Source organism: Shewanella sp. SM95 (assembly GCF_025653595.1).
Classification (GTDB): domain Bacteria; phylum Pseudomonadota; class Gammaproteobacteria; order Enterobacterales; family Shewanellaceae; genus Shewanella; species Shewanella oncorhynchi.
In genome coordinates this window covers 1-14,595 of sequence record NZ_JAKKSE010000015.1, presented here as the reverse complement: position 1 = coordinate 14,595, position 14,595 = coordinate 1, and the positions used below count along the sequence as shown (strand labels likewise).

The window sequence follows — 14,595 nt, the reverse complement described above, 5'->3', positions numbered from 1 at the left end:
TTATGCAAAATCAGTATTCACACATAGTGTTAGGTTTGGGGGCCACGGGCTTGTCCGTGGTGCGCTATTTGTGTGGAAAGGGCATTACGCCATTGGTGATGGACAGTCGTCGGCAGCCTCCGGGCGCCGAAACGTTAGCGACGTCTTTTCCTGATGTGAAGCTGATTTCTGGCGGATTCGATTGCCGTTATCTTGTGCAAGCGACGCAGATCATTATCAGTCCCGGCATTGCCACTTATACCCCAGAGGTGCGTGCCGCTGTGGATATGGGCATTGAGGTGATTGGCGATGTGGAGCTATTTGCCCGTGAGATTGCTGACCGTAAACCTTGTGTGATTGGCATTACTGGCTCTAACGGAAAATCGACCGTCACTACGCTGGTGGGCGAGATGGCAAGGGAAGCGGGTATTGCTGTTGCCGTCGGAGGTAATATCGGTGTGCCTGCGCTGGATTTACTGCATGAAAATGCGGACTTATTTGTGCTTGAGTTGTCGAGCTTTCAATTGGAAACCACCCACAGTCTTAAGTGTGTGGTGGCGACCTGTTTGAATATCAGCGAAGACCACATGGACAGATACAGTGACATCGATGCCTACCGCGAGGCTAAATTACGCTTATATAAACAAACCCGTGCCGTACTTTTTAATCGTGACGATAAACTGACCGTACCACCAGAACCAATGAACCAAAACAGTTTTGGTTTAGCGGCGCCAGAAGCGGACGAATGGGGTATCAGCGACAGCAAGATTTATCACGGCAGCAGCGAAATAATGCCGATCACTGAAGTGTCGCTGATTGGCAGCCATAACCATGCCAACCTACTTGCGGCGATGGCGCTTGTGGATGTCGTCGGTGTCGACAAGCACGTTATGGCAAAAGTGGCGCGTACTTTTACTGGCTTATCCCATCGCTGTGAAGTGGTTGGTGTTAAGAATGGCGTGACCTATGTCAATGACTCTAAAGCGACAAATGTCGGTGCCACAGTCGCCGCGCTCGATGGCTTGAGTGACCACTTAGGCGATATTATTTTGATTGCTGGCGGTGACGGTAAAGGGGCTGATTTTAAGCCTTTAGCTGTGGCTTTAGCTAAAGTCACACACCTCATCACCTTAGGCCGCGATGGTAAAAAGATTGCTGCATTGAAAGACGGCTCGATAAGAGTCGACACTATGGCTGCTGCGGTAGCGAAAGCCGCTGAATTGGCAACCTCTGGTGATATCGTTTTATTATCGCCAGCCTGCGCCAGTTTAGATATGTACAGTAACTTCATGGCTCGAGGTGATGATTTTAGAAACCTCGTGGGACAACTTAATGGCGAGTGATGCAAGACAACTTAGCCTATTTGGGCGTTTGCGTTTAGCAATACCCAATTGGCAACGTGATACCGAAGTCCCGGGCGTGCAATTGTACGACCGTGCTTTGCTCGCGGCTGTGTTGTCTTTGATTAGCTTCGGCTTTGTAATGGTAATGTCAGCCTCTATGCCTGAAGCGCAAACGCTCACGGGGAACCCATTTTATTTTATGACTCGCCATGTGGGTTATTTAGTGGGTTGCTTATTCATTGCGGCATTTGTGCTAAGAGTAGAGATGCAGACTTGGCAGCGCTGGAGCCCCATGTTGTTGTTGATTGTGGGTTTGATGTTGTTGGCTGTATTGGTGGTTGGCACTACGGTAAACGGTGCAACGCGTTGGTTATCCATAGGCCCTATTCGTATCCAGGTGGCGGAAGTCGCTAAATTTGCCTTCGCCATCTATATGGCGGGTTACTTAGTGAGGCGTCATCAGGAAGTGCGCGAGAATGCTAAAGGCTTCTATAAGCCGATTGCAGTATTTGCGATTTACGCTGTGCTGATTTTGATGCAGCCCGACTTAGGTACTGTGGTGGTGCTATTTGTGGGAACGGTTGGTCTATTGTTTTTAGCCGGTGCACGTTTACTCGATTTCTTTGCCTTGATTTTTGCGGGCGTATTGGCGTTCGTGGCCCTAGTGCTATTGGAACCGTATCGTATCCGCCGAGTGACCTCCTTTATGGATCCTTGGCAAGATCCCTTCGGTAGCGGTTACCAGTTGACTCAATCTTTGATGGCCTATGGTCGAGGTGATTGGTTTGGCCAAGGGCTAGGTAATAGTATTCAAAAATTAGAATATTTACCCGAAGCGCACACAGACTTTATCTTTGCCGTGATCGGGGAAGAATTGGGCTTTATCGGCATTATTGCCGTGTTATCTGTACTGCTATTTGTGGCGCTGAGATCGATTCGTTTAGGTAATTTGTGTTTAGCCATGGATAAGCCATTTGAAGGTTATTTAGGTTATGCCATCGGTATTTGGATTTGTTTCCAGACTGTGGTGAATGTCGGCGCGAGTATCGGTATGTTGCCAACCAAAGGGCTGACATTACCTTTTATCAGTTACGGTGGTAGTAGTTTATGGGTCATGACTGCGGCAGCGATGATGTTGTTGCGCATTGATTACGAGCGGCGCATGACATTAATTCAGGCCGTGCAAGGGAGATTGAAGTGATGACTCCAACAGGAAAACGTATTTTAGTCATGGCGGGTGGTACGGGAGGACATGTGTTCCCGGCGCTGGCGGTGGCTAAGTATTTAGCTCAACAGGGTTGGCAAGTGCGTTGGTTAGGCACGGCTGATCGTATGGAGGCACGTTTAGTGCCCCAGTATGGATTTGATATTGATTTTATTGATATCAAAGGTGTGCGCGGTAATGGTTTGATCCGAAAACTCGCGGCGCCCTTTAAAGTGGTGCGTTCAATCTTGCAGGCTAAGGCCGTGATTGCGGAGTTTAAACCCGATGTGGTCCTTGGCATGGGCGGATTCGCCAGTGGCCCAGGTGGTGTTGCGGCAAGATTAGCCGGTATTCCACTGGTGCTGCATGAACAAAATGCCATCCCAGGGATGACAAACAAGTTGTTGTCGCGGATTGCGACGCAAGTGTTATGCGCCTTTAAAAATACCTTTACCACAGTGAAGGCCAAGGTCGTTGGTAATCCGATTCGCCAAGAACTGATTGCCTTAGGTGCAGAACCTAAGCATGAGGCTGATGAAGCCTTAAAAGTGCTCGTGGTCGGTGGCAGCCTTGGCGCCAAAGTATTTAACGATCTTATGCCAGAAGCTGTCGCGATACTGAGTCAGCAGCAGTCAGTGACGGTTTGGCATCAAGTGGGTAAAGATAATCTTACGGGCGTGAAGGCGGCATATCAGCAACAAGGACAAGATGGTGGCGTGAATATCGCTGAGTTTATCGACGATATGGAAGCCGCCTATCGCTGGGCTGATGTGGTATTGTGCCGAGCTGGCGCCTTGACTGTGTCTGAGTTAGCGGCGGTGGGGCTACCCAGTATTCTGGTACCTTATCCCCATGCAGTGGATGATCATCAAACCCGTAACGCTCAAGTATTGGTTGAGGCTGGCGCAGCTTTCCTATTGCCACAGGCCATCTTGGACGTGAATAAACTGGCGAACAAATTACAGTTGCTCGCCAATGACAGAACAGAATTAGCCCGTATGGGCCAAAGAGCGAGAGACGTTGCGGTACTGGATGCGACTGAACAAGTTGCCGCAGTGTGCATCAGCCTTGCTGAGAAAGGATAAGCATGACTAAGACAGAAAGATACGCACAACTGAGAAGCATGATCCCAGAAATGCGCCGTATTAAGCGTATTCACTTCGTCGGCATTGGCGGCGCGGGCATGGGCGGGATCGCCGAAGTGTTAGTGAACGAAGGCTATCAGGTGAGTGGTTCGGATATTGCGCAAAATGCCGTGACCGACAGATTATGTTTACTCGGAGCCAAGATCCAAATTGGTCATGCCGCTGAAAACGTGCAGCAAGTGGATGTGGTCGTCATATCAACCGCGATTAATCTGGAAAATCCAGAAATCCTTGCCGCTAAAGAATTACGTATTCCTATTGTGCGTCGTGCTGAGATGTTAGCCGAGTTGATGCGTTATCGACATGGTGTGGCGATTGCGGGCACCCATGGTAAAACCACGACAACGAGCCTTATCGCCAGCGTTTATGGCCAAGCTGGGCGGGACCCAACCTTTGTGATTGGTGGTTTGCTCAACAGTGCCGGTACAAATGCCAGATTAGGCACTAGCCGTTATTTGATTGCCGAAGCCGATGAGAGTGATGCGAGCTTTTTGCATTTGCAGCCTATGGTCAGTGTAGTGACCAACATCGAAGCCGATCATATGGATACTTATGGCGGTGATTTTGAAAAACTGAAATCGACTTTTGTGGATTTTCTGCACAACTTGCCGTTCTACGGTGTCGCTGTGGTGTGTATCGATGATGCCGTCGTGCGTGAGATTCTGCCGCGTATTGGCCGTAAACACGTGACCTATGGTTTCAGTGACGATGCGGACGTGCAAGCACTTAATTTTAGCCAGCAAGGTCATCAGTGCCGTTTTACTGTTAGACGTAAAGCTAAAGAAGATCTCGATCTGGTGTTGAATTTACCGGGCCAACATAATGTGCTCAATGCGTTAGCTGCCATTGCGGTGGCGACTGAAGATGAAATCGACGATAACGCGATTACTCAGGCTCTAGTGGAGTTCCAAGGTATAGGACGTCGTTTCCAGCATTTAGGCAAATTTGCCACGCCGAAGGGCGAAGTCATGTTAGTGGATGATTATGGTCATCATCCCAGCGAAGTTGCGGCGACCATTAAAGCTGCGCGTGCAGGATGGCCTGATAGACGTTTGGTCATGGCGTATCAGCCGCACAGATACACTCGTACCCGTGATTTGTATGAGGATTTTGTGGAAGTGTTATCGCAAGTGGATTGCTTATTGTTACTCGATATTTATAGTGCGGGTGAAGCGCCGATCACAGGTGCGGATGGTCGCGCATTATGTCGTTCAATTCGCTTGCGTGGTCAGCTAGATCCGATCTTTATCGCAAGCCCAGATCTGCTTGCAGAAGTGTTGCCTGATGTATTGCAGGACGGGGATTTATTACTCACCCAAGGTGCGGGTAATATTGGCGCCCTGTCACGACAGTTAGCGTCGTCTGGATTAGGGTTTGCTGTGGTGGAGTTACCTGCGCAAGCAAGCTGATCTTTAGCGCTTGATCTGCGAGAAAAAGGAAATTTTGACCAAAGGATTTTGGTCTATATAATGGCCGGTTTTCTGTGGTTTTTAATGGGTGTCGTTAAAGGTGGGATGAAGCGTGTCTTGGAGTGATAAGAGGCGACACTGGCGGGCAAGAATGTCACGGTTTAATTGGTATCAATGGAGCGGGGCTGGCTTTTTATTCTTCATCGTAGCCAGTTTTGTATTTGGTGGCTATCAGTTACATAAATTTTTGAATGATGCCAGCAACTTGCCGATTGAGGCCGTTGCCATCAAAGGTGAGCGGGTTTACACCACAGATAAAGATATACAAGTAGCACTACAGCATTTAATGCAGCGCAGTTTTTTTAGTGCTGACATTACCTTAGTGCAGCAGGCACTAGAAGCCTTGCCTTGGGTGTATCGCGCATCGGTAAGGCGTGAGTGGCCAGCGAAACTCAGGGTGTATTTGCAAGAGCAACAACCCGCAGCCCATTGGAATGGTGACTTGTGGTTGAACGTGCATGGAGAAGTATTCGAAGCGCCATCGCACCCAGAGCTTGAGCATTTACCGCAGTTATCTGGACCAAATGATATGGGCCTTGAGGTGTTGACTGTCTATGCACAGATCAACTCCCTACTAAAGATTAATGGCTTTACCTTAGCCAGTTTGAATTTAACGCCACGACATGCGTGGCACGCGACCCTTGGAAACGGTATCGTTTTAGATTTGGGTCGAGAAGATAAAATTGCACGGATACAGCGATTTATTACTGTTTATCCGGTTTTGGCGAAACAAGAGAAATCCGTTGCCAGAGTAGATTTGCGCTACGACACAGGGTTGGCCGTAGGCTGGGGCGATGCACAAACAAGAGAGCCGATAATTAATGATCAAAAACCAAGATAGAAACCTTATCGTCGGATTGGACATAGGAACCTCTAAGGTCGCAGTGATCATAGGCGAAGTTCTGCCCGATGGTGAAATCAGCATAGTCGGCCTTGGTAACCATCCCTCAAGGGGCATGGATAAAGGTGGCGTGAACGATTTAGATTCGATAGTTCGCAGTGTGCAACGTGCGCTCGATCAAGCGGAATTAATGGCGGATTGCCAAGTTTCATCTGTTTACTTGAGTATTTCGGGTAAACACATCGCCTGCCAAAATGAAAACGGCATGGTATCGATCAACGATGAAGAAGTGACACAGGAAGATGTTGATAACGTGATCCATACGGCTCGCTCGGTGAAGATCCCGACCGAACGTCGCATTTTACACGTGCTGCCGCAGGAATATGCAATCGACGTTCAAGACGGTATTCGCAGCCCAATCGGTATGTCCGGTATGCGTATGGAGGCCAAGGTACACATAGTGACCTGCGCCAATGATATGGCGAAGAATATTACTAAGAGCGTTGAGCGTTGTGGCCTTAAGGTCGACGACTTAGTGTTCTCTGGGATTGCTTCAGCCGATGCTGTGTTGACCTTCGATGAGAAAGATTTAGGTGTGTGTATCGTCGATATCGGCGGTGGCACTACGGATATCGCGGTATATACCAATGGCGCCTTGCGTCATTGTGCGGTTGTACCGGTTGCTGGTAACCAAGTGACGAACGACATTGCGAAGATTTTCCGCACGCCGTCGTCGCATGCTGAACAAATTAAAGTGCAGTTCGCCTGTGCTCGCAGTTCTATGGTGAGCCGCGAAGACAGTATTGAAGTGCCATCGGTAGGTGGTCGTCCATCGCGGAGCATGTCACGTCACACGCTCGCCGAAGTGGTTGAACCAAGATACCAAGAGCTGTTTGAGCTTGTGCTTAAAGAGTTGAAAGACAGTGGGTTAGAAGATCAAATCGCCGCAGGTATTGTGCTCACAGGTGGCACAGCGTCGATTCAAGGTGTGGTCGATATTGCGGAAGCGACTTTTGGCATGCCAGTTCGCGTAGCGTCACCGCTACCGATCAAAGGTTTATATGAATACGTGGACCAGTCTATTTACTCCACAGGAGTCGGACTGCTTCATTACGGCGCACGACGGGTGATCGAACGTCAGTTCGAACGTCCTGAGCGCCAAGGGGTAACTAGCGCTTGGAATCGGGTCCAAAGCTGGTTTAAGGGCGAATTTTAATTTTCATAACGCAGGCAACACGGAGATCAGACAATGTTTGAGATCATGGATACTCACTCAGACGACGCGGTGATTAAAGTCATCGGCGTTGGCGGCGGCGGCGGTAACGCTGTCGAACATATGGTCAAACACAACATTGAAGGTGTTGAGTTTATCGTTACCAATACAGACGCTCAGGCCCTGAGAAAATCAGGCGCTGGCTCAACAATTCAATTAGGACGCGATGTCACTAAAGGTCTTGGAGCAGGGGCAAACCCAGATGTGGGTCGTGCTGCAGCTGAAGAAGACCGCGAAAACATTCGCGCGGCAATCAAAGGTTCTGACATGATCTTTATCGCTGCCGGTATGGGCGGTGGTACAGGTACAGGTGCTGCACCTGTTGTGGCTCAAATCGCACGTGAAGAAGGTATTCTGACCGTTGCGGTTGTGACTAAGCCTTTCCCATTCGAAGGGAAAAAACGTATGGCTTACGCTGAGCAAGGTATTGCTGAGCTGGCTAAGCACGTGGATTCGTTAATCACGATCCCGAACGAAAAATTATTAAAAGTATTGGGCCGTGGTACTTCTTTACTCGATGCGTTCGCCGCAGCGAATAACGTGTTACTTGGTGCGGTACAAGGTATTGCCGAGCTTATCACTCGTCCTGGTCTGATTAACGTCGACTTTGCCGACGTGAAGACTGTGATGTCTGAAATGGGTAATGCCATGATGGGTACTGGCGTCGCTCGCGGTGAAGACCGCGCTGAAGAAGCGGCCGAAGCTGCTGTTGCCAGCCCATTATTAGAAGACATCGACTTAGCCGGTGCGCGTGGTGTGTTAGTGAACATCACTGCGGGTATGGATATGAGTATCGAAGAATTCGAAACTGTCGGTAATCATGTTAAGGCTTATGCCTCTGACAACGCGACTGTGGTTGTTGGTGCTGTCATCGACCCAGAAATGAGTGATGAGCTGCGTGTAACGGTTGTTGCGACTGGTATTGGTGCTGAAAAGCGTCCAGATATCCAATTGGTTTCTAAACCAGCGCCTCGTCCAGAGCCTGTAGTTGTTGAACCAAAAGTCGAAGCTTATGTCGAAGAAGCTGCACATGTGAACTATGCAGCGCCAAAAGGCAACGTGTTGCCAGCGGCACCGCAGCCAGCTCCTACGCCTGCACCATCGACAAAGCATGAATTGGATTATCTTGATATTCCAGCATTTTTGCGTAAGCAAGCCGACTAGCGATAGCGTTTGAGTCCAGCGTAATGTGTGAGGTGTTGTTCGTTTTGGGCAATACCACAACATAGCTGCATTTGTGTGACATAATAAAGTTATGTTATTATGTTGAACCAGTGCGGCCAATTTGCCGACGCTGAGTGTACAAATATTAGGCTTTATAATTGGCATATAAACGGGTAACTGAATGATATTTCAAAGAACTGTTCAGAAAATGGTGAAAACTACTGGTGTCGGATTGCATTCTGGCAACAAGGTCACTTTGAGCATTATGCCCGCGCCCGTTAATTCAGGGATCGTACTCGTGCGCACCGATTTGAGTCCTGCCGTCGCTATCCCAGCGAAGGCGGAGCAAGTTCGTGAAACCACTATGTGTACGGCACTTGTCAATGACGAAGGTATTCGTATCTCGACCATTGAGCATTTATTTGCAGCTCTTGCGGGTTTAGGCATAGATAACGCTGTAATCGAAGTGGACGCGCCTGAAATTCCTATTATGGATGGCAGTGCAAGCCCATTCGTCTTCTTGTTGCAGTCTGCGGGTATTAAAGAGCAGGCCGCGCCTAAGAAGTACTTAAAGATTAAGCGCACTGTGCGCGTTGAAGATGGCGATAAATGGGCCGAGTTAAAACCGTTTAAAGGTTTTAGAGTCAATTTTAAAATTGATTTTGCGCACCCAGAAATCGCTCGTAGCCAACAGCATGTGGTGATGGACTTTTCAACTTCTGCTTTCGTGAAAGATATCAGCCGTGCCCGTACTTTTGGGTTTATGCGTGATATCGAATATTTGCGAGCCAACAACCTAGCGTTGGGCGGCAGCATGGAAAACGCTGTTGTACTTGATGAATATCGCGTCCTTAATCCCGACGGCCTGCGTTATGAGGACGAATTTGTTAAGCACAAAATTCTAGATGCGTTTGGTGATTTATATGTAGCTGGGCACGCTATTTTAGGTGAGTTCACTGCTTATAAAACTGGTCATGCGTTGAACAACCAATTGGTGCGTGCTTTACTCGCGCAACAAGATGCGTGGGAGTTGGTCAGCTTCGAAAAAGAAGCCGATGTCCCCGTCAGCTTTACCGTACCAGGTGGCGCTGTATTTGCTTAAAAAGCGGTAAGATTATTTATTACGGCTGGCCAATGAGGCCAGCCGTTTTAGTTTTTCACCCAGTGAACCGCCAATATTTTCCGCTAATGCTGCAATGTGCTCCGCTGCTGCTGGGCTTAATTCTTTATGTCCCTGTTTAGGCTTTGCGTCATACATTGCTAATCTCGGGTTGACTTTAACTTCAATTGCGGTAAGGATTGGGAGCGTTTCTGCTTGAAGCTGGGTTAATAGCTTCGGCTTTTGGAAATTAATTCGCGCAGCCCAAGCTGCCGAAGTGGTTTCAACCACAAGAACACCCTGGCGGAAATTAGCGACTTTTAGTTGCTCCGCAACAGGACCTGCAATAATCTGCTTCACATGCTGATCCAGATACATAAGTAGTTCCGCTTTCTCAGCAAGGTCGGGTAATTTTCCCGATTGATGCAGTAATTGGCTGAGATCTTGAGGGGGCTTTTTCATATGATAATAAGATGGCTGAATTAGGCTATGAGTGTAACAGTATTTATTCAAGGTCGGAATGGCGTCACACGCTGGCAGCCCAGTAAACGCTGGTTGCTACTTCCAATACTATTGTTGGCCACTGGGTCCGGTATTTATCAACACAACTCCGCTCGATTTCAAGATCAGCAAGCCAGTGTCGATAACGATCGTCTCGTGCGCGAACAACAAAAGAAACAAGTCTTAGAGCTTAAAAGTGCTACTGAGTCTCAACTGGCTATGCTTGTGACTCATGTTGCACGTATGCAAGCCAAGATCACCCGTCTCGAAGCTTTAGGTCAACAGGTCGCCCAGCAGAATAAGTTGGATGAAGATTTTGATTTTTCATCCGAGGTTGGTGTGGGTGGTTTGAGCGAACTAGGCACTAACATCGAGCTCGGACAGCTTATCGACGATATGGATAAGTTGGCATCACGAATTGACAATAATAATGTTCAGCTTTCACTACTTGAAACAGTGTCATCTAACCACCATATAGATGATGAACGTTATATATCAGGTATCCCGCTCGATAAAGGTTGGTTATCGTCACCCTACGGATTACGTAATGACCCTTTCAACGGTCGCAGGTCTGTGCATAAAGGGATTGATTTTACCGGTCGAGAAGGAGCTAAAGTTGTTGCGACTGCTGCAGGCGTAGTGACTTTTGCTGGAAATATGTTCGGTTATGGCGAATTGGTTGAAATCGACCATGGTAACGGTTTGCATACGCGTTATGGCCATAATAAAGCTTTGTCAGTGACTGTAGGTGATGTGGTCGCAAAAGGCGATGCTATCGCCAGTATGGGAAGCACTGGGCGCTCAACTGGGGCTCATGTGCATTATGAAGTGTTGCGCGGCGGACAGCAGATAGATCCACAAAAGTTTGTCTACCGCAAAGCAAGTTAATTGAAACATTGGCTTCTAGTTTCCATCATGGACTTGGCCTACAGAGAATAAGTGATTCAGATGTTTGGTAAATTACTGACAAAAGTATTTGGTAGTCGCAACGACCGCACCCTTAAAGGGCTTCAAAAGATCGTTATTAGCATTAACGCATTAGAAGCTGATTATGAAAAATTAACCGATGAAGCATTAAAGGCGAAAACCGCAGAGTTCCGTGAGCGTTTAGCTGCTGGCGCTTCATTAGATAGCATCATGGCTGAAGCCTTTGCGACAGTGCGTGAAGCGTCTAAGCGTGTATTTGATATGCGTCATTTCGACGTACAGTTACTCGGCGGTATGGTACTCGACAGCAACCGTATTGCTGAAATGCGTACGGGTGAAGGTAAAACCTTAACGGCAACCTTACCCGCCTACTTAAACGCATTGACAGGCAAAGGCGTCCACGTGATTACAGTGAACGATTACTTGGCACGTCGTGATGCCGAGAATAACCGCCCACTGTTTGAGTTCCTTGGTTTAACCGTAGGAATCAACGTCGCAGGTATTGGCCAACATGAGAAGAAATCTGCCTATAACGCCGATATCACTTACGGGACCAACAATGAGTTTGGTTTCGATTATCTGCGCGATAACATGGCGTTTTCACCGCAAGAACGAGTACAACGTCCGTTGCACTATGCCCTAATCGATGAAGTGGATTCAATCTTAATCGACGAAGCGCGTACGCCGCTGATCATCTCTGGCGCCGCCGAAGATAGCTCTGAGCTATACATCAAGATCAACACCCTGATCCCTAATCTTATCCGTCAAGATAAAGAAGATACGGAAGAGTTTGTGGGTGAGGGCGACTACAGCATTGATGAAAAAGCCAAACAAGTGCATTTCACCGAGCGTGGCCAAGAAAAAGTAGAAAACCTGCTGATCGAGCGCGGCATGTTAGCCGAAGGCGACTCACTCTATTCTGCTGCAAATATTTCCCTATTACACCACGTCAACGCGGCGCTTCGTGCGCACACGCTGTTTGAGCGTGATGTGGATTACATAGTACAAGACAACGAAGTCATCATAGTCGATGAACACACGGGTCGTACTATGCCTGGTCGTCGTTGGTCTGAAGGCTTACATCAAGCTGTCGAAGCCAAAGAAGGTGTACACATTCAAAACGAAAACCAAACATTGGCTTCGATCACTTTCCAGAACTACTTCCGTCAATACGAGAAGCTGGCAGGTATGACAGGTACAGCTGACACTGAAGCGGATTTAGTTTATTTGACCGCCGATGAAAAATATCAAGCGATCATTAAAGACATTAAAGATTGCCGTGAACGTGGTCAGCCAGTATTGGTGGGTACAGTATCAATCGAACAGTCTGAACTGTTAGCGCGCTTAATGGTGCAGGAAAAGATCCCGCACGAAGTTTTAAATGCTAAATTCCACGAACGAGAAGCTGAAATCGTCGCGCAAGCTGGCCGTACTGGCTCTGTGACTATTGCGACGAACATGGCAGGTCGTGGTACCGATATCGTGCTTGGCGGCAACTGGAACATGGAAATCGATGAACTCGATAATCCAACAGCAGAGCAAAAAGCTAAGATCAAAGCCGATTGGCAAATTCGTCATGATGAAGTCGTTGCTGCGGGTGGTTTACATATCCTAGGTACAGAACGTCACGAATCACGCCGTATCGATAACCAGTTACGTGGTCGTGCGGGTCGTCAAGGTGACGCGGGTTCATCACGCTTCTATCTATCGATGGAAGATAGCTTAATGCGTATCTTCGCCTCGGATCGTGTCTCTGGCATGATGAAAAAGCTGGGTATGGAAGAAGGCGAAGCGATCGAGCATCCATGGGTGTCACGCGCAATCGAAAACGCTCAACGTAAAGTTGAAGCCCGTAACTTCGATATCCGTAAGCAATTACTCGAATTTGATGACGTCGCTAACGATCAACGCCAAGTGGTTTACGCCCAGCGCAATGAGTTGATGGATGCGGAAAGTATTGAAGATACTATCCAAAACATCCAAGACGATGTGATTGGCGCAGTAATTGATCAGTATATTCCACCGCAATCAGTAGAAGAGCTGTGGGATATCCCAGGTTTAGAGCAACGTCTACACCAAGAATTTATGCTCAAATTACCTATCCAGGAATGGTTAGATAAAGAAGACGATCTGCATGAAGAGAGTCTACGTGAGCGTATTATTACTGCTTGGGGCGATGCGTATAAGGCAAAAGAAGAAATGGTTGGCGCACAAGTGCTACGCCAGTTTGAAAAAGCCGTTATGCTACAAACGCTCGATGGCCTGTGGAAAGAACACTTAGCGGCGATGGACCATCTGCGTCAAGGTATCCACTTACGTGGTTACGCGCAGAAGAATCCAAAGCAAGAATATAAGCGTGAGTCGTTTGAGTTATTCCAACAACTATTGAACACCTTGAAACACGACGTCATCAGTGTGCTGTCGAAAGTACAAGTGCAAGCTCAGTCAGATGTGGAAGAAATGGAAGCGCGTCGTCGTGAAGAAGATGCCAAGATCCAGCGCGACTATCAACACGCAGCGGCAGAGTCGCTTGTTGGCGGTGGTGATGAGCATGAAGCTGTCACTGCGCAAGCACCGATGATCCGTGATGGTGACAAAGTGGGTCGCAACGATCCTTGTCCTTGTGGCTCTGGTCGTAAGTACAAACAATGTCACGGCAAGTTAAGTTAATCTGCTGACAGATTAAGCCTACTGAATAAGTAGAATAAAACGTACACTAAAGGCAACTTATCTAAGTTGCCTTTTTATTTCTTCATTAATTTAGAATTAAGCCTCACGTTTACTCCCATGTCATCCGGATTACATTCTTACTCTTCTTTATATAGCTAATCGTCGTTATTCCCCATTGAACATCATTTCATTCTTATCGATAGCCTCTAAAGTTAACCCGCCGCTGTAGCAAATTTAACCGTTAAAACCCATTTTGTGGATAAGTCTGAGGATAAAGTGGGGGTATTGTGTGACTAACTGAAAGTATTAAAAAAAGATCCATTTTTCTCAAAAAAGCCCTTGCGGACTTTCTCAATCTCCCTATAATGCGCATCCACTGACACGGCAGACAGCGAAACGCAAGTTAAGCAAAGAAAGCCAAGCAGTTCATCGGTTAGCAAGCTAAACGATGAGTGTTGAGAAAGTTTAAAAAACTACTTGACGCACTAACGGGAATGCGTAGAATACGCAGCCCTGACCCGCTGAAAACTCAGTGTGTGGTCAACGCTCTTTAACAATTTATCAAGCAAATCTGTGTGGACACTCACAGGTGTTGAGTTAATCGAAACTGCTTAGCCTCAGGGTTGGCAGTCAAAAATTTAAATCAATGTAACAATGAGTGTTCATAGTAATATGTACAGTTTGTTTCTTTTAGCGAGAAACAAAAAATCAGAATTCATTGAGCCGCTGAAGTCGCAAGACGGAAGCAACAAAACTTTAATTGAAGAGTTTGATCATGGCTCAGATTGAACGCTGGCGGCAGGCCTAACACATGCAAGTCGAGCGGCAGCACAAGGGAGTTTACTCCTGAGGTGGCGAGCGGCGGACGGGTGAGTAATGCCTAGGGATCTGCCCAGTCGAGGGGGATAACAGTTGGAAACGACTGCTAATACCGCATACGCCCTACGGGGGAAAGGAGGGGACCTTCGGGCCTTCCGCGA

General features: G+C 47.8%; 11 protein-coding genes and 1 rRNA gene. 11 read left to right on the top strand and 1 reads right to left on the bottom strand.

The annotated features are described in order from the left end of the window. The first annotated feature begins 2 nt into the window (after window positions 1-2). The 8 genes from murD to lpxC all read left to right on the top strand — a co-directional run bounded on the left by murD (window position 3) and on the right by lpxC (window position 9,520). Entirely contained in the window at window positions 3-1,322 is a 1,320-nt protein-coding gene (murD, locus tag L5M29_RS15620) for a UDP-N-acetylmuramoyl-L-alanine--D-glutamate ligase (RefSeq protein ID WP_131525724.1), read from the top strand. Then, complete coding sequence (gene ftsW, locus L5M29_RS15615) at window positions 1,312-2,523, top strand: cell division protein FtsW (RefSeq protein WP_263168771.1); 1,212 nt, start codon at window positions 1,312-1,314, stop codon at window positions 2,521-2,523. Before murD ends, ftsW begins: the two co-directional genes overlap by 11 nt. Then, window positions 2,523-3,611 (top strand): undecaprenyldiphospho-muramoylpentapeptide beta-N-acetylglucosaminyltransferase, encoded by a 1,089-nt coding sequence (gene murG, locus L5M29_RS15610; RefSeq protein ID WP_168826594.1) that lies wholly within the window; start codon window positions 2,523-2,525, stop codon window positions 3,609-3,611. Before ftsW ends, murG begins: the two co-directional genes overlap by 1 nt. A 2-nt stretch (window positions 3,612-3,613) precedes the next feature. Next, a complete protein-coding gene (murC, locus tag L5M29_RS15605; RefSeq protein ID WP_105251197.1) occupies window positions 3,614-5,080 on the top strand; it encodes a UDP-N-acetylmuramate--L-alanine ligase in 1,467 nt (488 codons plus the stop codon). Between the two features lie 151 nt (window positions 5,081-5,231). Further along, window positions 5,232-5,981 carry a cell division protein FtsQ/DivIB gene (locus L5M29_RS15600; RefSeq protein WP_168826587.1) on the top strand — a complete coding sequence of 250 codons (750 nt, stop codon included), beginning with the start codon at window positions 5,232-5,234 and terminating at the stop codon, window positions 5,979-5,981. After that, entirely contained in the window at window positions 5,962-7,197 is a 1,236-nt protein-coding gene (gene ftsA, locus L5M29_RS15595) for a cell division protein FtsA (RefSeq protein ID WP_006079897.1), read from the top strand. The genes L5M29_RS15600 and ftsA overlap by 20 nt, the downstream gene beginning before the upstream one ends. 33 nt (window positions 7,198-7,230) lie before the next feature. Continuing rightward, window positions 7,231-8,418: a cell division protein FtsZ gene (gene ftsZ / locus L5M29_RS15590; RefSeq protein ID WP_106648312.1), complete on the top strand. Its 1,188-nt coding sequence runs from the start codon at window positions 7,231-7,233 to the stop codon at window positions 8,416-8,418. Between the two features lie 181 nt (window positions 8,419-8,599). Beyond that, the gene (gene lpxC / locus L5M29_RS15585) at window positions 8,600-9,520 is read left to right on the top strand and encodes a UDP-3-O-acyl-N-acetylglucosamine deacetylase (protein WP_198572582.1); all 921 of its coding nucleotides are present in this window, start codon (window positions 8,600-8,602) and stop codon (window positions 9,518-9,520) included. Between the two features lie 12 nt (window positions 9,521-9,532). Here lpxC and L5M29_RS15580 read toward each other — a convergent pair whose 3' ends face one another. Then, on the bottom strand, window positions 9,533-9,979 hold the full coding sequence (locus L5M29_RS15580) for a DUF721 domain-containing protein (protein WP_106648311.1): 447 nt from the start codon (window positions 9,977-9,979) through the stop codon (window positions 9,533-9,535). A 27-nt stretch (window positions 9,980-10,006) separates the two neighbouring features. On the opposite strand from L5M29_RS15580, the gene L5M29_RS15575 reads away from it, so the two are divergent. From L5M29_RS15575 to L5M29_RS15565, 3 genes are all read left to right on the top strand, one after another. After that, the gene (locus L5M29_RS15575; RefSeq protein WP_105251201.1) at window positions 10,007-10,906 is read left to right on the top strand and encodes a M23 family metallopeptidase; all 900 of its coding nucleotides are present in this window, start codon (window positions 10,007-10,009) and stop codon (window positions 10,904-10,906) included. Between the two features lie 60 nt (window positions 10,907-10,966). Then, window positions 10,967-13,615, top strand: a complete 2,649-nt coding sequence (gene secA / locus L5M29_RS15570; RefSeq protein ID WP_263168767.1) for a preprotein translocase subunit SecA — start codon at window positions 10,967-10,969, stop codon at window positions 13,613-13,615. A 757-nt stretch (window positions 13,616-14,372) separates the two neighbouring features. After that, window positions 14,373-14,595: ribosomal RNA gene (locus L5M29_RS15565) — 16S ribosomal RNA — on the top strand; the annotation flags it as partial.